This window comes from Bartonella sp. AA126HLJHH (assembly GCF_042197425.1).
In the GTDB taxonomy this organism is placed as follows: domain Bacteria; phylum Pseudomonadota; class Alphaproteobacteria; order Rhizobiales; family Rhizobiaceae; genus Bartonella.
The window spans coordinates 234,563-261,310 of record NZ_JBHIRU010000002.1 but is presented as its reverse complement, the minus strand read 5'-3'; the positions used below and the strand labels follow the sequence as shown (position 1 = coordinate 261,310).

At 37.2% G+C, this 26,748-nt stretch carries 23 protein-coding genes; 4 read left to right on the top strand and 19 right to left on the bottom strand.

What is annotated here, in order from left to right; genetic code table 11:
* Complete coding sequence (locus ACFIQC_RS02320; protein WP_375630198.1) at nt 1-2,268, bottom strand: ATP-binding protein; 2,268 nt, start codon at nt 2,266-2,268, stop codon at nt 1-3.
* A gap of 172 nt (nt 2,269-2,440) precedes the next feature.
* Between ACFIQC_RS02320 and rirA the strand changes: the two genes are divergently transcribed.
* The 3 genes from rirA to ACFIQC_RS02305 are packed head-to-tail and all read left to right on the top strand — an operon-like array spanning nt 2,441 to nt 4,584.
* The gene (gene rirA / locus ACFIQC_RS02315) at nt 2,441-2,884 is read left to right on the top strand and encodes an iron-responsive transcriptional regulator RirA (protein WP_375611276.1); all 444 of its coding nucleotides are present in this window, start codon (nt 2,441-2,443) and stop codon (nt 2,882-2,884) included.
* A gap of 24 nt (nt 2,885-2,908) precedes the next feature.
* Nucleotides 2,909-4,099, top strand: a complete 1,191-nt coding sequence (locus ACFIQC_RS02310) for a bifunctional 2-C-methyl-D-erythritol 4-phosphate cytidylyltransferase/2-C-methyl-D-erythritol 2,4-cyclodiphosphate synthase (RefSeq protein ID WP_375620814.1) — start codon at nt 2,909-2,911, stop codon at nt 4,097-4,099.
* Complete coding sequence (locus ACFIQC_RS02305; protein ID WP_375620769.1) at nt 4,096-4,584, top strand: CinA family protein; 489 nt, start codon at nt 4,096-4,098, stop codon at nt 4,582-4,584. Before ACFIQC_RS02310 ends, ACFIQC_RS02305 begins: the two co-directional genes overlap by 4 nt.
* 597 nt (nt 4,585-5,181) lie before the next feature.
* Here the strand turns inward: ACFIQC_RS02305 and ACFIQC_RS02300 are convergent.
* The 15 genes from ACFIQC_RS02300 to tpiA all read right to left on the bottom strand — a co-directional run bounded on the left by ACFIQC_RS02300 (nt 5,182) and on the right by tpiA (nt 20,069).
* Complete coding sequence (locus tag ACFIQC_RS02300) at nt 5,182-5,643, bottom strand: type II toxin-antitoxin system RatA family toxin (protein ID WP_273791149.1); 462 nt, start codon at nt 5,641-5,643, stop codon at nt 5,182-5,184.
* 2 nt (nt 5,644-5,645) lie between these two features.
* Nucleotides 5,646-6,608 carry a lipoyl synthase gene (gene lipA / locus ACFIQC_RS02295; protein WP_375611273.1) on the bottom strand — a complete coding sequence of 321 codons (963 nt, stop codon included), beginning with the start codon at nt 6,606-6,608 and terminating at the stop codon, nt 5,646-5,648.
* 67 nt (nt 6,609-6,675) lie between these two features.
* Nucleotides 6,676-8,136 (bottom strand): dihydrolipoyl dehydrogenase, encoded by a 1,461-nt coding sequence (lpdA, locus tag ACFIQC_RS02290; protein WP_375706686.1) that lies wholly within the window; start codon nt 8,134-8,136, stop codon nt 6,676-6,678.
* A gap of 220 nt (nt 8,137-8,356) precedes the next feature.
* Nucleotides 8,357-9,700 (bottom strand): pyruvate dehydrogenase complex dihydrolipoamide acetyltransferase, encoded by a 1,344-nt coding sequence (locus ACFIQC_RS02285; protein WP_375612899.1) that lies wholly within the window; start codon nt 9,698-9,700, stop codon nt 8,357-8,359.
* Between the two features lie 14 nt (nt 9,701-9,714).
* The gene (locus ACFIQC_RS02280; protein WP_375620767.1) at nt 9,715-11,082 is read right to left on the bottom strand and encodes a pyruvate dehydrogenase complex E1 component subunit beta; all 1,368 of its coding nucleotides are present in this window, start codon (nt 11,080-11,082) and stop codon (nt 9,715-9,717) included.
* Nucleotides 11,083-11,098: 16 nt separating this feature from the next.
* Complete coding sequence (gene pdhA, locus ACFIQC_RS02275) at nt 11,099-12,139, bottom strand: pyruvate dehydrogenase (acetyl-transferring) E1 component subunit alpha (protein ID WP_375620766.1); 1,041 nt, start codon at nt 12,137-12,139, stop codon at nt 11,099-11,101.
* A gap of 137 nt (nt 12,140-12,276) precedes the next feature.
* Entirely contained in the window at nt 12,277-12,588 is a 312-nt protein-coding gene (locus tag ACFIQC_RS02270) for a septum formation initiator family protein (RefSeq protein WP_012754998.1), read from the bottom strand.
* Between the two features lie 181 nt (nt 12,589-12,769).
* Nucleotides 12,770-13,198, bottom strand: a complete 429-nt coding sequence (locus ACFIQC_RS02265; protein ID WP_375706685.1) for an NINE protein — start codon at nt 13,196-13,198, stop codon at nt 12,770-12,772.
* A gap of 279 nt (nt 13,199-13,477) precedes the next feature.
* Complete coding sequence (locus ACFIQC_RS02260) at nt 13,478-13,894, bottom strand: TM2 domain-containing protein (protein WP_375645790.1); 417 nt, start codon at nt 13,892-13,894, stop codon at nt 13,478-13,480.
* A gap of 382 nt (nt 13,895-14,276) precedes the next feature.
* Nucleotides 14,277-14,684: an NINE protein gene (locus ACFIQC_RS02255; RefSeq protein WP_375645461.1), complete on the bottom strand. Its 408-nt coding sequence runs from the start codon at nt 14,682-14,684 to the stop codon at nt 14,277-14,279.
* Nucleotides 14,685-14,796: 112 nt separating this feature from the next.
* A complete protein-coding gene (eno, locus tag ACFIQC_RS02250; protein ID WP_375620762.1) occupies nt 14,797-16,068 on the bottom strand; it encodes a phosphopyruvate hydratase in 1,272 nt (423 codons plus the stop codon).
* Nucleotides 16,069-16,139: 71 nt separating this feature from the next.
* Nucleotides 16,140-16,976 (bottom strand): 3-deoxy-8-phosphooctulonate synthase, encoded by an 837-nt coding sequence (gene kdsA / locus ACFIQC_RS02245; protein ID WP_273791141.1) that lies wholly within the window; start codon nt 16,974-16,976, stop codon nt 16,140-16,142.
* Nucleotides 16,977-17,012: 36 nt separating this feature from the next.
* The gene (locus ACFIQC_RS02240) at nt 17,013-18,641 is read right to left on the bottom strand and encodes a CTP synthase (protein WP_375611264.1); all 1,629 of its coding nucleotides are present in this window, start codon (nt 18,639-18,641) and stop codon (nt 17,013-17,015) included.
* Nucleotides 18,642-18,769: 128 nt separating this feature from the next.
* Nucleotides 18,770-19,222 carry a preprotein translocase subunit SecG gene (secG, locus tag ACFIQC_RS02235; protein ID WP_375706684.1) on the bottom strand — a complete coding sequence of 151 codons (453 nt, stop codon included), beginning with the start codon at nt 19,220-19,222 and terminating at the stop codon, nt 18,770-18,772.
* Between the two features lie 82 nt (nt 19,223-19,304).
* Nucleotides 19,305-20,069: a triose-phosphate isomerase gene (tpiA, locus tag ACFIQC_RS02230; protein WP_375706683.1), complete on the bottom strand. Its 765-nt coding sequence runs from the start codon at nt 20,067-20,069 to the stop codon at nt 19,305-19,307.
* Between the two features lie 154 nt (nt 20,070-20,223).
* Between tpiA and ACFIQC_RS02225 the strand changes: the two genes are divergently transcribed.
* Nucleotides 20,224-22,113 carry a peptidyl-prolyl cis-trans isomerase gene (locus tag ACFIQC_RS02225; RefSeq protein WP_375706682.1) on the top strand — a complete coding sequence of 630 codons (1,890 nt, stop codon included), beginning with the start codon at nt 20,224-20,226 and terminating at the stop codon, nt 22,111-22,113.
* Between the two features lie 912 nt (nt 22,114-23,025).
* Here the strand turns inward: ACFIQC_RS02225 and ACFIQC_RS02220 are convergent.
* From ACFIQC_RS02220 to yajC, 3 genes are all read right to left on the bottom strand, one after another.
* Complete coding sequence (locus ACFIQC_RS02220; protein WP_375611260.1) at nt 23,026-23,886, bottom strand: phytoene/squalene synthase family protein; 861 nt, start codon at nt 23,884-23,886, stop codon at nt 23,026-23,028.
* A gap of 877 nt (nt 23,887-24,763) precedes the next feature.
* Nucleotides 24,764-25,150: an Mth938-like domain-containing protein gene (locus ACFIQC_RS02215; RefSeq protein WP_375611259.1), complete on the bottom strand. Its 387-nt coding sequence runs from the start codon at nt 25,148-25,150 to the stop codon at nt 24,764-24,766.
* A gap of 462 nt (nt 25,151-25,612) precedes the next feature.
* A complete protein-coding gene (gene yajC / locus ACFIQC_RS02210) occupies nt 25,613-26,065 on the bottom strand; it encodes a preprotein translocase subunit YajC (RefSeq protein ID WP_375640077.1) in 453 nt (150 codons plus the stop codon).
* Nucleotides 26,066-26,748 lie beyond the last annotated feature (683 nt).

Below are 26,748 nucleotides of genomic sequence, written 5' to 3'. Positions count from 1 at the left end.
CTATTCCCCTATCTTATGATTTATGGCTTGTATAATATTACCCTGCTTACCCCCATCCGCTGGAAATATCAAACGGATCATCGCACCACGACCTTCATAAAAACTCTCCGGTGCATCATGAAGCTCCATGAAACCACCGTGATCTTCAATAACTTTGCGCACAATAGCTAACCCCAGCCCTGTTCCTTTTTCCCGCGTTGTTATATAGGGTTCTAATAACTTTTGTCTTTGCTCTTTAGGAAGTCCTTTCCCGTTATCAACAACATCCACAACCACCCATTCTCCCTGACGATAAGAACGGATAAGAATATGACCGTGAATATTTTCCTCTCGCATAACTGAATCTATGGATTCGCTCGCGTTTTTGATAACATTGCAAAAAGCCTGTACAATGAGACGGTTATCAAATGCACCCATAAGTGGTAGAGTTCCTAAATCTTGCTCAAAATGAATATCATGTCGCGTCACCTCTATCAAGAAACATGCTTCGCGCAACAATTCTCGTATATCTAAAATATGCATTTTGGGTTTGGGCATACGTGCAAAAGAGGAAAACTCATCAACCATACGCCCAATATCTCCAACCTGCCGAATAATTGTGTCAATACACCGCTCAAAGACCTCTCTATCTTGTGTAATAGCTTTGTTATAACGTTTACGAATGCGTTCAGCGGATAACTGAATAGGTGTAAGAGGATTTTTAATTTCGTGTGCAATACGCCGCGCAATATCCGCCCACGCCGCTGTACGTTGCGCTGCAACAAGATCTGTAATATCATCAATTGTTAGAACCCAAGATTGCCCTTGTCCATCATCCTCCTCCATCGTAACTTGGACATTACAGACACGCTCTTTTCCTGCAACGTTTAAAGTGACCTGCTCACGATGGTTTTTACGATCCAATGAACGCACAAACTGAAAAACCTGCCAAATTTCAGCGCTTAAAGATAAAAGACTTTTTCCAACAACGCGCTCTGAGCGAATATCAAACATCGCTTCAATAGACCGATTGATAATGGTGATATCACCATTATCATCTATACCTGCTACTCCCGCTGTTACACCCGATAACACAGCTTCAGAAAAACGCCGTCTTTCATCAATTTGATCACGCACTGCAATCAATTCATTACGCCGACTTTTCAATTCACTGACCATGTAATTAAAAGTTTTGGATAATTGCCCAATATCTCCATCTTTTGCTCGTACTGGCACGAAAATTTCCATATTTCCAGAAGCAACATCATCGGCAGCACTAATGAGAAGACGAATAGGACGTACTAAGCGATCAGCAACAGCAATAGCAGCCCAAATGGCTGATAAGAATAAACTAAAAAAAAGACACAAATAAAGCATACCAAATGCAATCTGTGTCAGCAGGCGATTCTCATTTAAATCACGATAACGATCTGTATTAACTTCCGTCAAACGCAAAGCAGATAAAACACCTTTATCAACGTCACGCACCAAATATAAAAATGTGTTTGGAATATTGGTAAATTTTAAAATAATACCAAAATAATCATGAACGCCTGGTTGAAAAGAAAAAGGTCTCGCACTGGTTGCACGTTCAATAAGATGAGAAGGAGGAATTGGCAGTTTATCTTCATCACCAAGAGCACTCGATACAAAAATAGCTCCACTAGAACTTAACAAAAATGCACCACGCAAATTGCGTCCTAGAGCATGACGCGTCAATTGCATCCTATATTCAGCTGGATTACGTTCTAAGAGTTTTTTGTTATCAAGTGCAAATGCCATCGCGTAGGATAAATTTTTTAAATTTTGGAGCATTTCATCTGCATAAGCATTTGCTAAATCAATAGAAGAGCCCACAATTTGCCGCGTTGTTGTATCAAACCATCGATCAAGTCCCAAATTTAGTGCTGGACCCGATACAAGAGCTACAGCAACAGCTGGCATTGTCGCAACAAGTGCAAACAATGAAATAAGGCGCACATGAAGACGCGATCCTGCACGCCTTGAACGCCAAGCACGAATGATCGGTATCATCTCATAAAAAACGATGACAATAAGCCCTAAAACCCAAAAACTATTAATTCCTATAAGAATAAGGGTTACTGTTCTACTGGGAACAACAGGAGTTAATCCAATAAGAATAATAAATGAAACAGAAGCCGTAAGTAAAGCCAATACAATAATTGTAATCCCTAAAAAAATATATACCTTACTTAAACGATACAACTCATCGTTATAAGTATTTTTATCTATGTCTTGAAGATTCGTCACAGATGTTATATTCGTCATGAGCTTACATACCCTTATCCCATTATTCTCATATAACCTTTTGTAGCAAAAATTGACAATACTAATACTACATTTAAAATAGGCAAATATAGTCAACGAGAAAAAACTTCTACATTTTGCAAAATATCTTTAAAATAGACTGTGTTCGACGATACTTTACGAAGGAAATGAGATGCGATTAACAAAACAAACAAATTATGCTCTTCGAATGCTCATGTATTGTGCAGATAATCAGGGAACTCTCAGTCGTGTTCCAGAAATTGCTAAAGCATATGCCGTTTCAGAGCTTTTTTTATTTAAAATCCTTCAGCTGCTTGTTCAAGCAGGTTTTATACAAACAGTGCGTGGACGCAATGGTGGAGTTAGATTGGCTAAACCCGCAGCAGAGATTTCAGTCGCTGATGTTGTGAAAGTAACAGAAGACAACTTTTCCCTCGCAGAATGTTTCGATACTGCAGAACCAACTTGCCCCTTGTTTGATTTTTGTGGTTTAAATACCGCACTTCAAAAAGCATTAAATGCTTTTTTTGAGGTGTTATCCGTGATATCCCTTGCTGATCTACAACAACCATCCTTTCAAAATCATTTTAAAATTAATGACAAAAAAGCAAACTAAGATTATAATACAAGGAGATTAAGTATTTCTATTGCAGCAATAATATTAGCCGCTGGACGGGGTGAAAGAGCAGGATCTCCCCATAAAATTCCAAAACAATATCGGCTTCTAGGACAAAAGCCAATTATTTATCATACCGTGCATTGTTTTTTGCAGCATCCAGCTATCACAACAATTATTCTTGTTATTCATCCAGAAGATCGTCAAATCTGTGAACAAGCTATTGACGATTTTAAAGAGCGCCTTATTATCGTTGAAGGAGGCAATACACGTCAAATCTCTACCTTATATGGACTTCAGGCACTCAAAAAATTTGCCCCCCAATATGTGCATATTCATGATGGTGCACGCCCTTTTATCGAAAACAAGCTTCTTAATAACATTCACAACACTATCACGCCTCAAGAAGGTGTTCTTCCTGTTCTGCCCATCTCTGATACCCTTAAACGTATAAATAATCAGCATGTTTTAGAAACAATTCCCCGTACCCATCTTTATAGTGCACAAACTCCACAGTGTTTTCCCTTTGAACATATCTTAGCGGCCCATAAACAAGCAAAACAAGCTTGCAAACAAGAATTCACTGACGATTCTGCAATTGCCGAATGGTTTGGAATTCCTATGCGTACCATTCCTGGGGATCCTAACAACATAAAAATTACATGGCATGAAGATTTTAATACTGCACATTTATATCTCCAAAAGAAAATGCAAATATTTCCTGATATTCGTACCGGCAATGGTTATGATGTTCACTCTTTTGAGGATGGTGATTTTCTTATATTATGTGGTATAAAAATCCCTTTTCATAAAAAATTAAATGGACACTCCGATGCGGATGTTGCTCTTCATGCATTAACAGATGCCCTTCTTGCAACTCAAGGTGCTGGAGATATCGGTACACATTTTCCTCCCTCTGATCCTCAATGGAAAAATGTATCATCAGAAATTTTTCTCCGTCATGCTCTTGATATTATAAAACAAGCAGGTGGTCGTATCGCCAATGTTGATATCACAATTATCGCTGAAAATCCTAAAATTAGTCCATATCGTCATGCCATGACAGAAAATCTTATAACAATACTTGCAATAACACCTGATCGAATCTCTATCAAAGCAACAACAAATGAAAGGCTTGGATTTATTGGTCGTGGTGAGGGAATTGCTGCTCTTGCAACAGTGAGCGTCCTTTATTCAGGAGAAATTCCCCAATGACATATCTTTGTGAAAAACACGCACATGAAGTCCTTAATACCTTTCGCCAAAAAGGTTTGCTGTTAACAACTGTAGAGTCTTGTACAGGGGGACTCATTGCTGCATGCCTCACAAATATTGCTGGATCGTCAGATGTTCTCGATTGTGGATTTGTTGTTTATTCAAATGAATCTAAAATACGCCTTGTTGGCGTTTGTGCTGAACTTATAAGAACCTATGGTGCCGTTTCAAAAGAAGTTGCTCTTGCAATGGCTGAGGGTGGATTAAAACATTCACAAGCTGACATTGCAGTTTCTGTAACAGGAATTGCTGGTCCAGGAGGTGCAAGTCTTGATAAACCTGTAGGACTTGTGCATTGCGCAGTTGCTTACAAAAACCACTCTCCCCTGCACAAAGAAATGCACTTTGCTCATCTTAATCGCAATGCTATCCGCCACGCAACTGTTGAAAATGCTTTTAAAATGATTCTGGAATTGCTTCACTGAATTCCCCATACTAATTTCAAAATTCTTTATTCCCCATCGTGTCTATAATCGTCAACATCTTGAAAAAATTTTATTGTATCACAACTTGAAAATGAAAGATCTGAATAGCGTAAAGTTATCTCACTTCAGTCCTGTGTAGGTTGAATTAATCAAATTTATTCACTTGCACGCCACAAGAGAAAAAACTGTATAAATAAAATGATTAAAGAAAGAGACACTTGTACTTCTCTCAAGTGCTAAGAGCTGGCACAACATCTTGAGAGATAGCAAATAAATGATACAGGAGGAATTCTTCATAAGTGTACAGATGTAGATTTTATATACTTTTACGAGAATCTATACTATTTATTATGAGCACTATTATGAAATGGGTATGACGCAAGCAGGTTCTATTTGGGCGTTTTGTTTAATGAGTGTGCATCCATTAAAAAAGAGAGAAACAAAAGCATGAAGCTGTGCATCATCTTCATCATTTAAAATGATATTCCTTCAATATACTTTTGAAAGCTGAATTAAAAACAAATAGTAAAGATGGAAACCGGTTTTCACCTTCACGCTGTTTAAGCAATAGGTATTGTTAAAAAATAACAGAATAGACTATGTTACCGTAGAGCCATAAATCTGATGCGCACGCTTCTCAAAAGCCTCGGTAAATTTACGAAACGCAATATCAAACATTGAGCCCATCACTAATCCAAGCGTTTTACTTTTAAACTCATAATCAATAAAAAACTCTACATTACATGCATTGGTATTTTCAATATCATGAAAGGCCCAACGATTTTCAAGATATTTGAATGGACCATCAATATATTTAACTTCTATAAGACTTTTTTCCGGCTGAAGAAATACTTGAGTCGTAAAAGTTTCACGAATAATCTTATAGCCAACGGTCATATCCGCAAGAAGCAATATTTTTTTTCCATATTCTTTTCGAGAACGTATTATTAAAGACTCACACATTGGTAAAAATTCAGGATAACGCTCAATATCTGAAACCAGATCAAACATTTCACTGGCACTATGGGTGATCTGCCGATGTATTGTAAAAATCGGCATAATTATCTCTGTAAGGAAAATTTTTCATCACGCGCTTTTTGCAAAATGGCAAAATCATCTCCAGCATGATGAGATGAACGCGTTAGAGGATTGGAGGCCATATGTAAAAATCCTTTTACTTTACCAATCTTGGCAAAAGACTCAAATTCTTCAGGAGGCACAAAACGAACAACTGGATGATGTTTTCGTGTAGGCTGCAAATATTGTCCAATTGTCATAAAGTCAACATCAGCAGCGCGCAAATCATCCATCAATTGCAAAACTTCATTTCGCTCCTCCCCGAGGCCAACCATAATTCCCGATTTTGTAAAAATTGTTGGATCAAGTTCTTTAACACGTTGTAACAAACGAATTGAATGAAAATAACGTGCCCCTGGACGGACCTTCAAATATTTAGAAGGAACTGTTTCTAAGTTATGATTAAAAACATCAGGCTTAGCAGCAACAACAACTTCTAAAGCGCCATCCTTATGACGAAAATCAGGTGTAAGAACTTCAATTGTTGTTTTAGGAGTTTTTTGACGAATCGCATAAATAACTTTTGCAAAATGCTCAGCACCACCATCAGCAAGATCATCACGATCAACAGATGTAATGACAACATGTTTTAATTCCATCCTTGCAACAGCATCAGCGACACGTTCTGGCTCATTATCATCAACGGCAAGTGGAATACCTGTTGCAACGTTACAAAAAGCACAAGCACGCGTACATATTTCACCTAAAATCATAAAGCTAGCATGCCTCTGGCTCCAACATTCGCCAATATTAGGACAACCAGCTTCTTCACATACAGTCACTAGCTTATGCGTACGTACAATACCATGTGTTTCCTTATAAATTGGTGATGTTGGCGCTTTTACACGAATCCAATCTGGCTTTTTTTGAACGCTTGTATCAGGACGATGTGCCTTTTCAGGATGACGCAATCGTCTATTTGCAACTCTATCAACAACCGTAACCATTTAAGCCTTTGCCTTATAAATACGAAGTAACAATCAAAAATATAAAACTTTTCATACAATCCAGTCATCAAGCGTTTAAAACTTGACCATAAGCATCTAATACACTTTCTTTCATCATTTCCGATAAGGTCGGATGTGGAAAGACAGTATGCATTAATTCTTCTTCTGTTGTTTCAAGATTCATAGCAATAACAAAACCCTGTATCAATTCTGTTACCTCAGCCCCTACCATATGGGCCCCGAGAAGCTGTCCTGTTTTTTTATCAAAAATCGTTTTTACTAACCCCTGATCTTCACCCAAAGCAATCGCCTTACCATTCGCAGCAAAAGAATAACGACCAATACGTATATCATAACCTGCTTCTTTTGCTGCCGCTTCTGAAAGCCCTACAGAGGCAACCTGTGGTGTACAATATGTACACCCTGGAATTTTTCTTTTATCAAGTGGATGAGCTCTTTTCAAACCTGCAAGATGCTCAATACATATCACACCTTCTTCTTCTGCTTTATGGGCCAACATAGGAGGGCCTGCTACATCACCAATAGCATAAATACCTTCCACCCCCGTCCAACTCCATTCATCAGTTACAATGCAGCCGCGATCGGTTTTTATTCCCAAAGCTTCTAAACCAAGATTCTCAATATTACCTTGCACCCCAACAGCGGAAATCAACCGGTCAACAGTCATTGACTCTATTTTACCTTGAACATCAATATGTACACTTACAGAATCGGAAGATTTTTCAACCTTTGTTACTTTTGCTTGACGAAGAATACGTAAACCTTTTTTCTCTAACTGTTTACGAGCAAACGTTGAAATTTCAATATCTTCAGCAGGCATGATATGGGGCATCATTTCAACAACAGTTACTGTCGCCCCCATATCATGATAAAAAGAAGCAAATTCAATGCCAATAGCCCCAGACCCTATAACCAAAAGCGATTTTGGCATTGCTGGCGGTATCATAGCTTCAAAATAAGTCCAAATGAGTTTTCCATCTGGCTCAATACCAGGAAGGACACGAGGACGTGCGCCCGTTGCAATAATGATATGCTTTGCTTGATAAGTTCCCTCCCCTAACGTCCCTTTAGGGACTGGATTTTGCGGTTGCATAATCGGTTTGGAGGATGAAGAAACCATAATTTCCGCAGGAAGGCTTCCCTTTGCTTCTTTAGTAAGCTTTGCTTCACCCCAGATAATATCAATTTTGTTTTTTTTCATTAAAAAACCAACACCAGCATTTAAACGTGCTGAAACACCCCGTGAACGTGCCACAACATCTTTGATGTTTGCCTCAATTGAACCATTAATTTTTAATCCATAATTTGTCGCATGTTCAGCAAAATGTTTCATTTCCGCTGAACGTAGAAGGGTCTTTGTTGGAATACATCCCCAATTTAAACAGATCCCTCCCAAATGTTCACGTTCAACAATCGCAGTCTTAAAGCCACATTGTGCTGCACGAATTGCGGTTACATATCCGCCTGGACCTGATCCAATCACAATTACATCATAAAGATTTGCCACAGTAATTCCTCCATGGATATATAAAAAACGGATATGCATTTTTTGAACTTAAGACTGTAAAACAACATGAGAGAATTATCTTATGTCTTTGCTTTAAGCTTCACGTAAATGCTTTACCCAAACCAGAAATAGCAATAACATTGCTCTTTAAACTCTTTAAATTTGTTTCTATTCTCCTAACACGCTTTCTCACAATTTACGTGAAGAACTGTTAAACAGTTCAAACCAACATTGCTAATGGATTTTCAATCATCTTCTTAAAAGTCCGCGCGAGCTCTGCTGCTAAAGCACCATCGACAGCACGATGATCCGCAGAAAGCGTAACTGACATAACTGTCGCAACAACTAATGCACCATTTTTAACAACGGCGCGTTGCTCCCCTGCACCAATCGCAAAAATCGTCGCATGCGGTGGATTAAGAATAGCCGAAAAACTTTTTATACCATACATCCCCATATTTGATACAGCTGTTGTTCCACCCTGATATTCTTCCATTTTTAACTTGCCCTCGCGCGCACGCTTTGCAAAATCCTTCATCTCTTTGGAAATAAGTGATAACGGCTTTTTCTCTGCATGGCGAATAATTGGTGTAATTAATCCATTGGGAATAGAAACAGCAACCCCAACATCACAATGTTTATGATGAAGCATCCCGCCTTCAAGCCAAGAAACATTCGCATCAGGAACCGCTTTCAAAGAAAGTGCGACAGCTTTGATCACCATATCATTAACAGAAAGCTTATAAGTAGGCTGAGTTTCTTCCTGCCCCTTAACCATTGGAGCAGCAGCATTTAGTTGTGTACGCAGTGCTAATAGCGCATCAAGTTCACAATCTACCGTTACATAGAAATGTGGGACTCTCTGTTTTGATTCCACCAAACGTGTCGCGATTGTTTTACGCATATTATTATGGGGAGCGAAGCTATATTCATCCTCTTTGAAGAGTTTCAATATCTGTTTGTCCGAAGCACCTGTAGCTATTAGCTCCCCTATCGATGATGAATAAGACACTTTAGACATATCGCTGCTCACAGCTTTTTCTACATCGCGCTTAATAATACGCCCATGCGGACCACTTCCAGAAATAAGGGATAAATCAAGACCTGCCTGAGATGCTAATCGCCGCGCTAAGGGAGAGGCAAAAAGACGAGCTTCCTTTTTATCTTGCTGTATTAATTGCCCAGTTGATGATTCGTGAGACATTTTTATTCCCTTTGAGTCCGTCTGTTTCAGAGAATCTGTCTGTTTGATGCCCTCTGGTTTTTGTCTTGTAGAAGAAGAGATTTCTTCTGCAACTTTTGCAGCTTCAGCTAAATCTTCACCTTCTTCTGCTAAAACAACAATTAAAGCATTTACTTTAACGCCTTGTGTTCCAGCAGGAACAACAATTTTAGCAACCCTACCTTCATCAACGGCTTCGACTTCCATTGTCGCTTTATCCGTCTCAATTTCAGCAATAACATCACCAGAGGAAACCTTATCTCCCTCCTTAATATTCCATTTTGTTAAATTTCCCTCTTCCATCGTAGGGGAAAGCGCTGGCATTGTAATTTTAATGGGCATTATGCTTTCCTCCGTTATGCTCTGTATGTCACAGCCTTAACGGCCTCAATAATTTCAGCAGTATTAGGCAAAGCCAACTTCTCAAGATTAGCGGCATAAGGCATCGGAACATCTTTACCAGAAATCGTAGCAATTGGTGCATCAAGATAGTCAAAAGCCTGCTGCATAACACGCGTTGCTATTTCAGTTCCCACAGATGACTGAGGAAATCCCTCTTCAATTGTTACCAAACGACCTGTTTTTTTAACTGACGAAAGAATTGTTGGAAGATCCATCGGGCGAATGGTTCGTAAATCAATCAATTCAACATCAATACCAAGTTTTTCAATTTCTGGTAACGCTTGAACAGCATAATGCATCCCAATTCCACATGCAACAATCGTCACATCTTGTCCAGACTTATGAATACGTGCCTTACCAATAGGCAAAAGAAAATCATCCAGTTGAGGAACATCAAATTGATGCCCATACAAAATCTCATTTTCAAGGAAAATAACAGGATTATCATCACGAATAGCAGATTTCAGCAAACCTTTTGCATCTGCAGCACTATAAGGCATGACAACTTTCAAACCTGGTACATGACTATACCATGCAGCATAACATTGAGAATGTTGAGCACCAACACGGGCAGCCGCGCCATTGGGACCTCGGAAAACCATAGGAGCGGTCATTTGTCCACCAGACATATAACGTGTTTTGGCTGCTGAGTTAATAATTTGGTCCATCGCCTGCATCGCAAAATTAAAGGTCATAAACTCGACAATAGGACGTAACCCACCAAAAGCAGCCCCGACAGCCAGCCCAGCAAAGCCGTGTTCTGTAATTGGGGTATCAATAACTCGGCGTTCTCCGAATTCTTCCAACAAACCTTGACTAACCTTATAGGCACCTTGATATTGCGCGACTTCTTCCCCCATAAGAAAAACTGTTTCATCACGCCGCATTTCTTCAGCCAAAGCCTGATTAAGCGCTTCACGAACTGTCATTGTAACCATTTGTGTTCCCGCTGGAATATCAAAATTAAGAGATGTATCAAAAGTAGGAGCAGCCTGCGGAACTGACAAAGGCAGAGAAAGAGCAGATTCCTTAGTTTTTTGTGCTGTATCAGTAGGTTGCGAAATATCCTCAGCACGCTCACCTTCTTCTAACAAAATTGCAATAACAGTGTTAACCCTTACGCCTTCTGAACCTTCAGGCACAAAAATTTTACCAAGAGTACCTTCATCAACGGCCTCTACTTCCATTGTAGCCTTATCCGTTTCAATTTCAGCAATAACATCGCCAGAGCTAACCTTATCACCTTCTTTCTTGAGCCATTTAGACAGTTTACCTTCTTCCATAGTTGGTGAAAGCGTCGGCATCAAAATATCAATAGACATACTTGCTTCCCTCGCATCAAACTAAAATATCAGTATAGAGCTCAGAAGCATCTGGCTCTTGATCACTTTGTGCAAAATCTACCGCATCAGCAACAATTGCACGGACCTCTTTCTCAATAGATTTTAAATCGTCTTCGCTCGCCCAATTTTTTTTAAGAATCCGACTTTTTACTTGATCAATCGGATCGTGCTCCTCTTTTATTTTTTGGACTTCTTCCTTTGAACGATATTTTGCTGGATCAGACATGGAATGACCACGATAGCGATAGGTCTGCATATCAAGAATGATCGGTCCTTTACCTGAGCGTGCCCAAGAAATTGCTTCATCAGCAGCTCCTTTTACTGATCGAACATCCATACCGTCAACAACAATACCTGGAATTTCAAAAGAAAGACCACGTCGTGAAAAATCAGTTTCTGCAGATGCACGTGAAACTGACGTTCCCATAGCATACTGATTGTTTTCAATAATATAAACAACGGGAAGCTTCCAAAGTGAAGCCATATTAAAACTCTCGTAAACCTGCCCCTGATTTGCAGCACCATCACCAAAATAAACTAATGTCACATTATCTTTACCAAGGTACTGATTCGAAAATGCCAAACCTGAACCAATGGGAACCTGCGCACCAACAATACCATGTCCCCCATAAAAGTTCTTTTCTTTAGAGAACATATGCATCGAGCCACCTTTCCCTTTGGAAAAGCCACCTTGACGTCCCGTTAATTCTGCCATAACACCACGCGGACTCATCCCAACCGCTAACATATGACCATGATCACGGTAAGACGTAATAACCTGATCACCTTCTTTTGCCGCTTTCAATGTTCCTATAACAACGGCTTCCTGACCAATATAAAGGTGACAAAATCCCCCAATAAGCCCCATACCATAAAGTTGTCCTGCTTTTTCTTCAAAACGGCGAATTAAAAGCATTTCACGATAAGCATCAAGTTCTTCTTCTTTTGTAAAATCTGCTATTGGTGCTTTCTTTGTGGTGCTTGATAATGCAGTGCGCGCCACCGACGCAGAATTTTTTTTAAGTCGTTCTGCCATATTAAACTCCCTTTTATGATTATTTAGGAATAACCTTTACGAACAAAAGTTACAAGCCTTATCAATCCGGCTTAAACAATATCATTGCTGATTGTTGTTTAAATTAAGTGATTTTTCATTTACCTTTAGTATCAATTTCAAGGTATTAAGATTGTCAGTTCATTTGGCTTAGAAAAGTTCAAATTCTTTCGGACATACTCATCCAACATATCTTTTTCTATATGCCCGTTGCGTAAAAGAGAAATACGCTTTTCCATGAATATCCGCTCAGCTTCTATTTTATGAAGCTCCTTTTCTAATTCGCTAATATGCTGATTAACTTCACTGCGTGAATACAATCCATACTCACCATGATAAATGTGATAACTGAAATAGCTTAAGACTCCCACCGTCATAAGAGGTAGTACAAAGCGTACTTTGATTGATCGACGTTTCTGCTTTGTCCACATAAAATAGCACAGTCTTTACAGCAAAATTTCTTGATATTTTGCCCAACTATGCATGATTTTGATTAATACCTCATTACCAAATCTACACCAAAATAATTTGTTATTTCAATTTATCCCCCCCTTAATACGATCAAAGTAAGTTGAATGCCTCACTTTTTATATTATAAATATTGGATATCCTCTAATTTGTAGATTTTTTCCCAAAATTTCCTGTTAAAATAAAGATAAAATCAATCAATGCCCAAGGTATGGTTATAAAAAAGCCGAGTCCAAAAAATATCAACCCTATAAAAAATAACATTGCTATTAAACTTATAAAAAGCATTACGATACCCGTTCCAACTTTACCAACCATAAAACGATGAATTCCAAATGCACCTAAACATAAGCAAACAATTGCTAGCAGCACTTTCGATTTTTGTGACCGACCTTTAGTCAAGATAGGAAAAACAGATTTAATGGCATCTCCTTCACAGACAAAATCAACCATATCACCAACCTTCGGCGGCTTTTTTCCTGACCAATTCCTATTCGTAAATTGATAGCGCTTACCATCAGCACCTGAAACGAAATAATTTCCTTGATCCTGACCAATAATCTTACCTTTCATCTTCACCACCTCTAAAATTGTTATTCATAAGAAAGTTTTTCTTCTAATATGATAATATGTTAAATAAATCTCACTGCATGAATACGATCTGTACTCACCGTGATATATGACAATTTAAAAAGCTAAAAATCCCCCAACAACTCAAAATTCCCGCAATTATTAAGTGACAATATAAAGCACGCTGTTCGATTTGCACTTTTATTTTTTTATAAGAAATATTATCTTAATTTTCAATATTTTTATTAAAATATTTATTGATATTATACTTTTATATGATTGCTACCACTTTGTAATTTTATTGCCATTTGCATCCCTAAAATGCCCAGATAAAATAACGATAAAATCAATCAATGCCCAAGGTACAGTTATAAGCCCCCCTAATCCCAGAGACATTATAGTTATAAGAAACATAGCAAGAGCCGTTCCCAGTTTATTTGCCATAAAGCGGTGAATCCCAAAAGCCCCGAAAAAAAAGCTTAAGATTGCCAAAGCCAATCTTGATTGTTCTAATATTTTTCGATGAAAAATAGGGATAACAGACTTAATGCTATCTCCTTCACATACAAAATCAATCGCATCATCTATATTAGGCGCTTTTTTCCCTAACCAATCCTCACGCAAAAATTGGTAACGCTTGCCATCATCTCCCGAAACGAGATAAGCCTCTCGATCACGACCAATAATCTTACCTTTCATCCTTGCCCACCTATAAAGCTGCTCCTTATGTGTTATTCATAAAGAGATTATTTCTAAATTCAATAATATGCGAATTAACCTCACGGTATAAATAAAACGCATAAAAACTATGATGAACGTGTAATTGAAATAAGTTTGAAGCCCCCCAATAATCCAATGTTTCCCGCTGCTATAAGCTGCAACCTAAAGTACGCCGTAATTGATTTGCGCCTTTGTATTACCCGTATAAAATAGCACTGTCCTTTTCAATATTTTTATTCAACTGTGCACAGTTTTTTAATCTCTCCTTAAAAAGGTATAGAGACATAGTTCGGCATTAATCAACTTAATATATTTATAAAAATAAAAAGCGGGCTAAATTACCTTTTTTATTATAAGATTTTCACAAATCTGTAATCTGATTCCCATCTTTATCAGTAAATTTTCCAGCAACAATGAGTATAAAATCAACAATTGCCCAAATACCGGTAATTATCAATCCAAACAATGATAAAGATAAAACGAGCATTAAAGTACCCGTCCGAACTCTCCCAACCATAAAGCGATGAACACCAAAGATACCTGCAACCCAACAAAGCAGTGCGAACATTATCTTTGTGTTATCTGTACCTGATCTCAACAATGGAAAAACAGAACTGACAACACCCCCTTCATAGACAAAATCAACCGCATCACCAATCCTTGGTGGTTTCTTTCCCAACCAATCCCAAGTCGCAAACTGATAACGCTTACCGTCATCACCCGAAACGAGATACATTCCTTGATCTTGAGTAATAATCACACCTCTCATCTTAATCCCTATAAATTTAAATACCTATAAAATTACTATGCATATGCCTTTGATAAGAAATCTCAATTTCATAATCTAAATGATCTTATATTTTCATATTTTTTGCTCACAACTATACACGATATAAATCACCAGCATAATGCGCTTGGGCTCCTAGCATTTCTTCAATACGAATAAGTTGATTGTATTTTGCTAATCTATCCGAACGTGCAAGAGAACCTGTTTTAATTTGTCCACAATTCGTTGCAACAGCAAGATCTGCAATGAAAGAATCCTCTGTCTCGCCTGAACGATGAGATATAATGGCACGATAACCTGCTTTATGTGCTACTTCTACAGCATCGAGTGTTTCACTCAATGTACCAATTTGATTAACTTTTATGAGAATAGAATTGCCTACCCCCATTTTGATACCATCACGCAAACGTGCTGAATTCGTTACAAACAAATCATCGCCAACAAGCTGACATTTTTCTCCAATTGTGTCAGTAAGTAGCTTCCAACCTTCCCAATCATCCTCTGCCATTCCATCTTCAATTGTAATAATAGGATAATTTTTCACAAGATGCGCTAAATAATCTACCTGCTCTTGGATGTCTCGGCATTTCCCCTCACCTTTATAAAAATACGAACCATTTTTATAAAATTCGGTTGAAGCACAGTCTAAACCAATGGCAATTTGTTCACCTGGTTTATAACCACATATCATGATAGATTCCATAATAAAATCAATTGCTTGATCAGCACTTTTAAATTGAGGAGCAAAACCACCTTCATCACCAACATTGGTATTATAACCCGCATCTTTTAAACGCTTTTTCAATGCATGGAAAATCTCAGCGCCATAACGGATAGCTTCTCTTACAGTAGGAGCTCCTATAGGGATAATCATAAACTCTTGAAAATCAATCAAATTATCAGCATGAACGCCACCATTAATAATATTCATCATGGGGGTTGGAAGAATATGCGCTTGTGTACCACCAATATAACGATACAAAGGTAAATTTAATGAATCCGCAGCTGCTTTTGCAACAGCTAATGAAACACCAAGAAGTGCATTGGCACCAAGACGGGCTTTGTTTGGCGTTCCATCCAAAGCAATCATTGCTTGATCAATAGCAATTTGATTTGTTGCATCCCGCCCACCAAGTTCTTCAAGAATTTCGCCATTAACTGCAGCAACCGCTTTTTCAACACCTTTCCCTTGATAGCGCAAACCACCATCACGAAGCTCTATAGCCTCGTGTGCTCCTGTTGAAGCTCCCGAAGGAACCAGAGCGCGACCAAAAGCTCCATTCTCCAAATGAACATCAACTTCTACCGTTGGATTACCACGGCTATCAAGAACTTCACGCCCAATGATATCGACAATTATAGTCATATGTGTTTCCTTATCCAATAAAAGTCTCGATTCATTTATAATGCCCTATTAATGAAATATTTTTTCTCTTCTCAGCTCAACTTTTTTGACAGATAATCAAATTCCATTAAAGTCTCAAGCAATCTTTGTAAATCATCAACTTTAACCATATTAGGTCCATCAGAAGGTGCATTATCTGGATCTTGATGTGTTTCTAAAAAAATACCAGCTACCCCAACAGAGACAGCTGCACGCGCTAAAATTTCAACAAATTGACGCTGCCCACCAGATGAAGCCCCTTGCCCCCCAGGTTCTTGAACAGAATGCGTTGCATCAAAAATAACAGGAGCACCAAATGAACGTAAAATAGGCAACGAACGCATATCAGAAATAAGTCGGTTGTAACCAAATGACGTGCCTCGCTCACAAAGCATAACATTCGGATTACCACTGTAAACAACCTTTTTTAAAACATTCTCCATGTCCCACGGCGCTAAAAACTGACCTTTTTTAATGTTAATAACACATTCTGTTTTGGCGGCTGCTACCAAAAGATCTGTTTGACGACATAAAAAAGCCGGTATTTGTAAAATATCAACTGTAGAAGAAACAATTGTACATTGCTCTTCTGTATGCACATCAGTTAATATAGGACAATTAAACTCTTTTTTTAAATCAGAAAAAATGGACATTGCTTTTTCAAGACCAATACCACGTGCCGCCCCCAAAGAGGTTCTGTTGGCTTTATCGTAACTTGATTTATAAACAAACCCGATACCAAGCTGATCGGTAATTGTTTTAATACGACCAGCCATTTCAAAAGCATGATCACGACTTTCCATCTGACACGGCCCTGCAATTAATGAAAGAGGCATTTCATTTGAAAAAATCATATTTCCAACTTTCACACGGGCATTTGGTTTAGTCATTTTATCCCTCAAAAGCAAAGTAACCCAATTTATGCATTAAACTAATCGACTTTGTTCTACAGCAGCTTCAATAAAAGAAGAAAAAAGCGGATGTGGATCAAAAGGACGGGATTTTAATTCTGGATGATATTGAACACCAATAAACCATGGATGATCTACATATTCTATCGTTTCTGGTAAAATACCATCAGGAGACATCCCAGAAAAAATCAAACCACACTGTTCTAACTTATCCTTATAATCAATATTGACCTCATAACGATGACGATGTCGCTCGACAATCTTGGTCACCCCATAAATTTGAGCAATATGACTCTCTTCTTTTAATTCAGCAGCAAAAGCACCAAGGCGCATCGAACCGCCGAGATCACCATTTCTTGTACGTTTTTCAAGGACGTCTCCTTTAAGCCATTCTGTCATTAAACCTACAATTGGATTGTCTGTTTCGCAAAACTCACTCGATGAAGCATTCTCAATCTGTGCAATATTGCGCGCAGCTTCTATACAAGCTAATTGCATCCCAAAACAAATCCCTAAAAATGGAACTTTACGCTCTCGCGCAAATTGAATTGCTCGAATCTTCCCTTCTGCCCCTCGTGCCCCAAAAGCACCTGGAACCAAAATTCCATGGGCTTTTTGTAAAGCTGAAACAGAATCTTCTTTTTCAAAAAGCTCCGAATCAATCCACTCAATATTAACCTTCACTCTATTCGCTAAACCACCATGCGCAATCGCTTCAATAAGAGATTTATAAGCATCCTTTAAGCCCGTATATTTTCCCACAACAGCAATCGTAACTTCTCCTTCAGGATGGTGAATACGATGCGTAATATCTTCCCAACGATCCATCTTGGGGGAAGGTGCCGAATCGATTCCAAAAGCGCAAAGAACTTCAGAGTCCAAACCCTCCTTATGGTATGCCATAGGAACATCATAAATTGTTGGCATATCTAATGCCTGAATGACTGCATTGGAGCGAACATTGCAAAAAAGTGATAATTTGCACCGTTCTGTTTCTGGAATAGATCGATCTGCACGTACAAGCAAAATATCAGGAGAAATACCAACTGCTTGCAATTCTTTGACAGAATGTTGTGTTGGTTTCGTTTTTAATTCACCTGCTGAAGGAATATAAGGCATTAATGTGAGATGGACATAAACGACATTTTGTCTCGGTAGCTCATTGCGAAGCTGACGAATCGCTTCTAGAAAAGGCATTGCTTCAATATCACCAACCGTTCCACCTATCTCACACAAAACAAAATCAAATTCTTCATTTCCCATCGTAATGAATCTCTTAATTTCATCCGTAACATGAGGAATAACTTGGACTGTTGCCCCCAAATAATCACCACGCCGCTCTCGTTCAATGATATTGCGATAAATACGCCCTGTTGTAATATTATCTTGGCTATTTGCAGAACGCCCAGTAAAACGCTCATAATGACCAAGATCAAGATCCGTTTCTGCACCATCATCGGTTACAAATACTTCACCATGTTGATAAGGTGACATCGTACCTGGATCAACATTTAAATAAGGATCAAGTTTGCGAAGACGTACGCGATAGCCACGAGCCTGTAATAACGCTGCTAACGCCGCCGCTGCGATGCCTTTTCCAAGGGAAGAAACCACACCACCAGTAATAAAAACATAACGTGCCATGGGCTTATGGTGATAAGCAATTTATAATGATTTTTCCAGCAAAAAATGCAAAAAGAAACAATTTTCCTTCTAAAATAAAAAAGGCGAAAAAATCACCTTTTTTAAAAAGTCTATGTTTTCTTAAAAAACTATTTTGTACTGTTATCGGGAACTGTATTTTCAAGAACCTGAGGAACTGGACTTTCTACTTCAGGATTTGTGAACTGTTTCTGTTCCTGCGAAGAATTCGAAGTGCCTCCTAGCTGTTCAAGAATAGAAGGGGGAGACTCACCATCTGATGATGGGACTGATCCTGAGTCTTTATTGGTAGAATTCTGCTCTGAATTAACCGGTATACGCTTTAAAATATCAGAACTAGAATTTGATATATTACTCACCACGGTAAGTCCAATAGATACAACAAAAAAACAACAGGCTAAAATAGCAGTCAAACGTGTTAAAGGGTTTCGAGATCCACGAGTTTTCATCAACCCTGAGCTATTACTCACACCTAACCCACCACCTTCTGAAGGTTGAATTAATATAATACCAACCAAAGTAATCACAATCAAAAAATGAATAACTATAAGTACTGTTTGCATAAACCCTGCTCTTTAAATAACTCTTTAATAGCTATTTACACATAAATAACGCACAATCCAAGGGGAAACTCAAATTTCTCTGCTATAGTTTACGACAAACATCGCAAATAGTTAAAAAATCAATCGCTTTTAAGCTTGCTCCACCTATCAAAGCACCATTAACATGAGCAATGCTTAAAAGCTCAAATGCATTGGATGGCTTTACGGATCCACCATAAAGCAAACGTATCTTATTGCCTTCATCACCAAAACGAGAGCGCACCCTATCACGAATGAAATGATGTACTTTTGCAATATCTTCTGGAGTCGCTGTATTGCCGGTGCCTATCGCCCAAACTGGTTCATAAGCGATAATGGTATTCTCTGCTGTTGCATCATCTGGGAGAGATTCTTCAAGCTGCTGCGTGAGAATATCCAGTACTTTATTATTATTACGCCCCTCCAATGTTTCACCAATACATACAAGAGCCACAAGACCTGCTCGCCACGCAGCTTGCACTTTGGCACAGACAATCGCATCATTTTCCTGGTACACTGTACGACGTTCTGAATGCCCAATAATAACATGACTTGCTCCCGCTTCTTTAAGCATAAAAGCTGAAATATCTCCAGTATAAGGACCATGATCATCAAAGTGACAATTTTGTCCTCCCAAAAGGAGATTTTCACCATTCAGCGTATTAGAAGCACGCGATAAAAGCGTTGCTGGAACACAAATAAGCGCCTCAAAAAGATGACCTAGATCAGAGCTAACGCCTGTAGCAATAGCACGCAACTCTCCAAGCGATTCACTCGTTCCATTCATTTTCCAATTTCCAGCAAGAAAAGGCCCAATATTTGGAGACATATTTTCACCTCAAGAGCTTTTACAATACATTGTTTATCTGTAGTTACCAAATTATAAAATGAAAGCAAGTCTTTAAAGCTTGCATCTTTCATCTCTTTATTGCAAATTCCATTACAGCTTTGATAATAACTCACATTAAAAATGGACTTGAACAATGCTTGACATCATAAGAAATGCTACAAATTCTTGGATTTTTAGAATTTTCCTTGCTATTTTACTCTTATGCTTCATTCTTTTATGGGGGGTACCGCAGTTACACAAAAAAAGTGAAAGAGATCTTATTACTTCTGGAAAGTCCACAGTAACTGTCGATGATTATCGTCTTGCACTCGCCGATCAAAGAGCACGTTTAGCATATGCTGCTCATCTTGGACGAATGTTTACAACAAATGAAATGCAGCAATACCAAATTCCTGCTTTTGTATTTAATCAATTACAACAAAATGTACTGCTTGATGAACAAGCACGTAAAATGAAAATAAGTCTTTCAAAAGATACAATAGCTCATACGATTGGTTCTGATAAGATGTTCCAGGTAAATGGCACTTTTGATAAAAACTTGTTTTATAACTATCTTCAGCATTTACGTATTAGTGAAAGTGCTTTTCTTAATTATTACACCAAACAAGAAAAGCGTAATCAGCTTATTGCTGCTTTACTTTCTGATATGAAGGCACCAAATCTCTTTTATAAAGCACTTGCTCTTTATCAAGGAGAAATGCGTATTGCTGATTATCTCGTTATTGATCTAAAAGAAAAGAAAACAATTGCTGATCCTGATTACGAAACATTACAAAAATGGTTTGAAACACATCAAAGTCAATTTCGTGCTCCAGAATACCGTACTGTCTCTTTGCTATCTATGGAACTTAATGATTTTGTAAAACCTAAAGATATCTCAACAGATGAGGCGAAAGCCTATTATACACAAAATGCTTCACGTTTTGTAACGCCTGAAAAGCGTACATTCGAAAAACTGCGATTCCCCTCACGCGAAAAAGCCGATAATGCAGCAAAAAAAATAGCTGACGGATTGAGTTTTGATGAACTGGTAAAAGCTGAAAAAAAGACTCTTAATGACATAAAAAAAGGGCCTCTCGCAGAAAATGAACTTCCTAATCATCTGGCATCTGAAATTTTTGAACTCCAACAAGGGCAAGTCAGTCCTGTGATGAATGACTTACAGGGACCTGTTCTCATTCGCGTTACGCATATTGAACCTTCAAGCTCTCTTCCTTTTGAAAGTGTAGAAGAAAATATTCGCCAAACACTTGCCAAAAATCGTGCTACTGATGATATCCGTAACAATTATGCTGCCATTGAAAATGCTCGTTTTGAGGGTGCTTCTCTCAAAGAGTTAGCTGACCAATACAAGTTATCTTTGCGCACAATTACTATTGATAAAACGGGAAAAACGCTTGAAGGTGCAATACTCACGGATTTACCTCAAAAAGATATTTTACTGAATGCCATCTATCAATCAAACGAAGGAGTCGATCTTGATCCTCTCTCTTTTCAAAATGGTGGATATCTCTGGTACAAGGTCGATAAAATTATTCCTGCCCGCGATAAGACACTTGAAGAGGCTAAGCTAGATGTTCTTTCTCAATGGAAAAATGAGGAAATCCAACGTCTTCTTGATGAAAAAGCCCAAAATGCTCTCAAACAGCTCACGGAAGGAAAAAGTCTTGTTGCTCTTGCTCATACCCTTGGTGTTACAAAACAAACAACACCCGCCCTCCGGCGTCAAGACTCATCTGAAATCCTTGGCGTTGAAGGGATTAAAGCATTATTTGCTGCTCCCAAAGGTCATTATGGCATCATAAAAGGTCCGGTTGCAACAAACCGTATCATTTATCAAATAAAGACTGTAACCATGCCTAAAGATATCACGTCTCATACTCTTTCAACTGAGGTCCGCGCCAATATAGATATGATGATAAGAGAAGATCTCAAGCTAGAAATGCTACAAGTTGCCAATAAAGAACATCCTTTGGAAATTAATAGCACAAATTATAATCAGATCTTTAACGCTCTCCAATAAAAAGATTGTGCATAATTTTAAGAACTTATTGATAAAGTTTTCATCAGCTCTTCGTTTATAGTTGAAGAGGTAAGACGGATTTCTTGTCTGCATATCTTAGGATCAGCGTTTGTATAATGATTCATTTTCTCGCAAAACAGTGCATGTATGGATTTGCGAGAAAATAGTCAATGGAATGTAGAATCGTTTTTGCAATGCATTAAAAAACATTATCCATCCAAAGGTCGTAAAGGTTGCCGCCCATTAAGCTATAAATATCATCCCTATCGTCATTCATTCATAGCTCATTATATTGCTACTCTTAATATTCATTCATAGGGAGCGTATTGCTTCTTCCTTAAATGATTTCATTTACACATCCAACTTATAATAGATAAAAAAACTATTTTTAAAATTCATTATAAAAATGGAGAAATCTTTTTCTATTCAAGACTCTCATTCAATATGAGAAAAAACGTATTATCATTATAAATCAATATATTCATCAATCATAACAATCATCAATTATGATGTTATAATTTCTCAAAAATAAGAGTTTTTTATAGACTTATAGACTGCTAAGATAACTTCTCTCATAAAATAGAAATTTCATTTCATTTGCAAATGAGATACAATCAATACATTCAGAGTACTTAAAAGTTCTTCTTCAAACAAACCAATGTATTAAGATTTATCTCATGTTTTTCTTTCTCTGCATCTCACCCATCCAATACACTGAATAAAACATATTACTGATGAAGAAATACAGCGTATTTTCAAGATCATAAAATTTCTTATTCTTTTGCGTTCATAACAACCAAAACATCAACATTTTTTATAACAAAAAAATGGTTTGGAATCACAATAGCTCCTTTTATCTTCATATGAAAAAATCAGTCTACATGTTACGCATTCCAACGTAGTAATATTTTTTTACAATATCTTTGGAAAATTGCCGCTTATTGCTGCCCTTGTTATCAACCAATAGCGATACATCAATGGCAAAGTTGCACTCTCTTGAAAAATTGCTGCCCCCAGCTGTATAGCTTTTTGAAGAGAAGCTGGTACAATGACCAATGGAAGAAAAGCTGGCTTAAGAACTCTAGGTAAAGTACAAGAATACTCGTAAAATTGGGTATAATGATCGCGCGATAATGCTACCATAGCTTCAACAATACAACCCTTTTGTTGATCGCTGAGACGATGAGATTCCAAATCTTCCCTATTCACTCCTACAGCCTTTAATATATCAGTGGGTAAATAATATTGATATCGTGATTGCATGAATGATAAAAGACGCAATACACCGCTTAATCCTTGAGAAATCCCTCCATGTTCATAGATATCTGTAAACTCTTGTGCAGTTTCAGGATCTAATATCTGACAAGAAAGCTGTAAAATTATGCCTGCTGTCTCACCACAATAATGCTCTAGATCATGAAGTGTTTCTATTGGATTGTGATAAAGATCTAAAATTTGCGCATCACAATAACGTAAAAAAGCTGTCTTAGGTAAATTAAAAAGAGTGATTGCTTTTAATAAATCATTCAAAATCGGATTGTTTCCACTCGTTTGCATTTCACCATGAGCAATAGCATCATACCACCAACGTAACCGTATTTCTCCTATGAGTGGGTCATGTACACTTTCGCGGATACGAGAAACTTCAGCATTAAATACATAAAGAGCAGCCAATGCTTGGCGCTTTTTTTTAGGTGCAAATAAAACCGATATATAGCGATCACGATCTATGGTACGTAAAATATCAAGACAATAAGGAAGAGAGCCTATCATTCTATGAACCTATTAACGTCCCTTTTTTAGCAATTAAATTAATACCCTCTTTTTATTCATATTAAAAAATGAAGGATAAGCAAATACAGTTCAGAAAATAAGATTTTTAAATGTGTCTCTTAACTGTATTATGAATTAAAATTTCTTTTCTAATCCCTTTTCGTTTTAGAAAGAAAAAAATTAAATAAATAATTTTTCTGATAAAACTTATCTTATCGGACTTCAAGTTTTCATTTGCAATAAAAAAGCTAAAAACCAATCGTAACATGCATAGTAAAACTTGAACAACAAGCAACGCAAAACACTTTTTCAGTGGATAGATGACAATGTTATTTTATAAAAAATGCACTGATCACAAAAACTTCATCAATCATTGACCTCCTCCCCATCCTAAAAGACAAAGGTTCTTACCAACACCAATTTGTAAAAAATCCAATTGCTCTCGGTGCGTTTCTGTTACTATAAACGCATTGATTTATAATCATAATTTTGTGTTTTGTATATTAAATTAGAATCCCAAATATCGTAGATATGCTTTCATTTCAAACCAATTCCATGTTACATCAATAAAAACTATTCCCTTGCACGTCATAAGCGGAACTGGCTTGTAGGTAAAAACTGTATAAGAAAGAATTAAAATGCCTCTTATGAACTATCTTAAGTCCCAAGAGCTGATCACTCATGTGATTCATTAGGAACTATGAGCAAACTTTGTCCTGAATACTTGCTGCTGTATTTAAAAAACACTTAATGTGTTAAGTTATGTATATTCTATACCCTTATATCACCGCCTTAAACGACAGTATTTTACAGCGCAGAAAATAATCACACAAGTCTTTCATGCTAGACCAGAGCCTTTGTTTTATTAAACAATACTCTATTCTACCGCAAATAATAACGCCGCAACAGCGCGATCTTCAGCCAATAAAACATTAAATGTACGCACCGCCGCTCCCGTACTCATTGTATCTGATGAAATACGTTTTTCCCATAAAAGCACCCGTAACTCTTCAGGTAATCGTAATAATTCAATTCCAGTACCTATTAATAAAACTTCGATTTCAGAAGCTTCTTCTAAAATACGAGATATATCCCTTTGAGTGGGAACAGGCCCTGCCATCTCAATGCCATAAATACCTGATGGTACACAAATAATAGAACCTCTATGAGACATATCAGCAAAACGAAACCCACCATTTCCATAAGCATCAATAGGTGCGCGACTTGGAAAATGTGCTTCACGAATTTGAATTGCATCGAACATAAATATGCACCTTTTATTTTTGAATAATCCAATTGTCTTTGCTTCTTCTCATCATAAAAATTAAAGTAAGGCTAATATAAACATTGATATGTTAAACATAGCCTAGTATTGAAGTGAAAATTTTTATATAATGCCCTAATCTTCTCATACAAGAAATATATGAAAATTTGCAAATAAACTGCGGTAAAATGCTATACCTGCTTAAATAAATCTATCTTTTAAAAAGTTTCCTCAGCTTATTTACTCACAAATTGCTTTTTATAAACACAATGATCTTGTTTAAAAAACAGAAAAAAATTGCGTAACATTCTATAAATAAAACAACTATTTTAATAATCTAAAGAAAACAAAAACTCCATTTTCTGTAGCCACTATAAAAGCCTCTTTTTCAATGAAATTGTCTTGATCTTGCCAAGCTTTTTATAAAAATGCTTAAAAAATGTAATAAACTGCCATTACACCTTAAGATGCATTTTCCTTTGATACAGCTTTTTTCTCTTCAGAGATACTCATATCTTCTTTCGTTGTCTTTTTAGATTTAGACTTTTGTGGTGTTTTTGCTTTAGCATTAAGTTTTGACTTTTTTTCTGCAATCGGCTCACCTTTAACGCGCACATCAGCTAATGTTGAGCGAATAACACGAATATTCATACTCTCACCAATTTCAACCTCTAATTCACCACTCTCATCGTGAACCTTCGTAACCTTGCCGATAATACCACCACCCGTTATAACTGTATCACCACGACGTACTGCATTAAGCATTTCTTGGCGTTTTTTCATTTGGGCACGCTGTGGACGAATGATAAAAAAATACATAATTGCAAAAAGTAAAATGAATGGGACAGCGTTAGCAAATGAAATTCCACCGGAAACATCGCCTGCAACTTGAGCATAAGCGTTCGTAATAAACATTTTTATCTCCTATAGTTAAACCTCAGGTATTTCCCACTCTATTAAAATGAAATTCCGATACAGAAAAAATTCCTAAAGAATTTATCATAAAAAGCAATAACTACATAATCTAATCACAGCTTTACAAAAATACAATAAATCCTTAAGAGGCAGAATACCAAAATACAATGAGAAAAATCTTAAAAAATAGATTCACTTTCCCCTATTGTATATCCTACAATACAAATCTTTTCACTAACTCAATAAATTATACAAGATAATTTTTCTAATGAACAAACTTAATTTATATAGATAATTTATCGTTTTTGATATCAAATGACAGATCTAAATACAATAAAACGCTCTCATTTCAAACTTTCTGAATTAATCAAAACGATTTTCTTGCACGTCACACATATGAAATGAGCCTGTAGATAAAAACTTTTTAAGAAAGGCGTGAAATATTTTTTTCATGCTTCTCTCAAATGCAAGAGAAATTGGAACACTCAAAGCTGACAAATAGTATGATACTATTGTCTTACACTTTCATAAATACAAAGATGGTAATACCTAACGACCCCAACGAACTACTTTCCTGAAACCAATGATTTTTTGCTGCAATGTTATTGATTTAAGAAAATCAATTATTTTTCATGAATTTTCTATAAACTGTAAGACTATTCAAATGTAAAAGTCATCAATAA

Bases quoted from the DNA above. Each gene is read 5' to 3' on its own strand.
- ACFIQC_RS02260 (WP_375645790.1), bottom strand. From the start codon at position 13,894: ATGAAAGGTAAGATTATTGGTCGTGATCGAGAGGCTTATCTCGTTTCG.
- ACFIQC_RS02300 (WP_273791149.1), bottom strand. From the start codon at position 5,643: ATGCCGATTTTTACAATACATCGGCAGATCACCCATAGTGCCAGTGAA.
- ACFIQC_RS02215 (WP_375611259.1), bottom strand. From the start codon at position 25,150: ATGTTCGATGCAATTCAAATTCGTGAAGCACATTTTCCAAGTCGCGCA.
- ACFIQC_RS02285 (WP_375612899.1), bottom strand. From the start codon at position 9,700: ATGCCCATTAAAATTACAATGCCAGCGCTTTCCCCTACGATGGAAGAG.
- ACFIQC_RS02240 (WP_375611264.1), bottom strand. From the start codon at position 18,641: ATGGCACGTTATGTTTTTATTACTGGTGGTGTGGTTTCTTCCCTTGGA.
- yajC (WP_375640077.1), bottom strand. From the start codon at position 26,065: ATGTTTATTACGAACGCTTATGCTCAAGTTGCAGGCGATGTTTCCGGT.
- ACFIQC_RS02280 (WP_375620767.1), bottom strand. From the start codon at position 11,082: ATGTCTATTGATATTTTGATGCCGACGCTTTCACCAACTATGGAAGAA.
- ACFIQC_RS02305 (WP_375620769.1), top strand. From the start codon at position 4,096: ATGACATATCTTTGTGAAAAACACGCACATGAAGTCCTTAATACCTTT.
- ACFIQC_RS02225 (WP_375706682.1), top strand. From the start codon at position 20,224: ATGCTTGACATCATAAGAAATGCTACAAATTCTTGGATTTTTAGAATT.
- lipA (WP_375611273.1), bottom strand. From the start codon at position 6,608: ATGGTTACGGTTGTTGATAGAGTTGCAAATAGACGATTGCGTCATCCT.
- pdhA (WP_375620766.1), bottom strand. From the start codon at position 12,139: ATGGCAGAACGACTTAAAAAAAATTCTGCGTCGGTGGCGCGCACTGCA.
- ACFIQC_RS02320 (WP_375630198.1), bottom strand. From the start codon at position 2,268: ATGACGAATATAACATCTGTGACGAATCTTCAAGACATAGATAAAAAT.
- secG (WP_375706684.1), bottom strand. From the start codon at position 19,222: ATGCAAACAGTACTTATAGTTATTCATTTTTTGATTGTGATTACTTTG.
- rirA (WP_375611276.1), top strand. From the start codon at position 2,441: ATGCGATTAACAAAACAAACAAATTATGCTCTTCGAATGCTCATGTAT.
- ACFIQC_RS02265 (WP_375706685.1), bottom strand. From the start codon at position 13,198: ATGAAAGGTAAGATTATTGGTCAGGATCAAGGAAATTATTTCGTTTCA.
- ACFIQC_RS02220 (WP_375611260.1), bottom strand. From the start codon at position 23,886: ATGATAGGCTCTCTTCCTTATTGTCTTGATATTTTACGTACCATAGAT.
- ACFIQC_RS02255 (WP_375645461.1), bottom strand. From the start codon at position 14,684: ATGAGAGGTGTGATTATTACTCAAGATCAAGGAATGTATCTCGTTTCG.
- eno (WP_375620762.1), bottom strand. From the start codon at position 16,068: ATGACTATAATTGTCGATATCATTGGGCGTGAAGTTCTTGATAGCCGT.
- kdsA (WP_273791141.1), bottom strand. From the start codon at position 16,976: ATGACTAAACCAAATGCCCGTGTGAAAGTTGGAAATATGATTTTTTCA.
- ACFIQC_RS02270 (WP_012754998.1), bottom strand. From the start codon at position 12,588: ATGTGGACAAAGCAGAAACGTCGATCAATCAAAGTACGCTTTGTACTA.
- tpiA (WP_375706683.1), bottom strand. From the start codon at position 20,069: ATGTCTCCAAATATTGGGCCTTTTCTTGCTGGAAATTGGAAAATGAAT.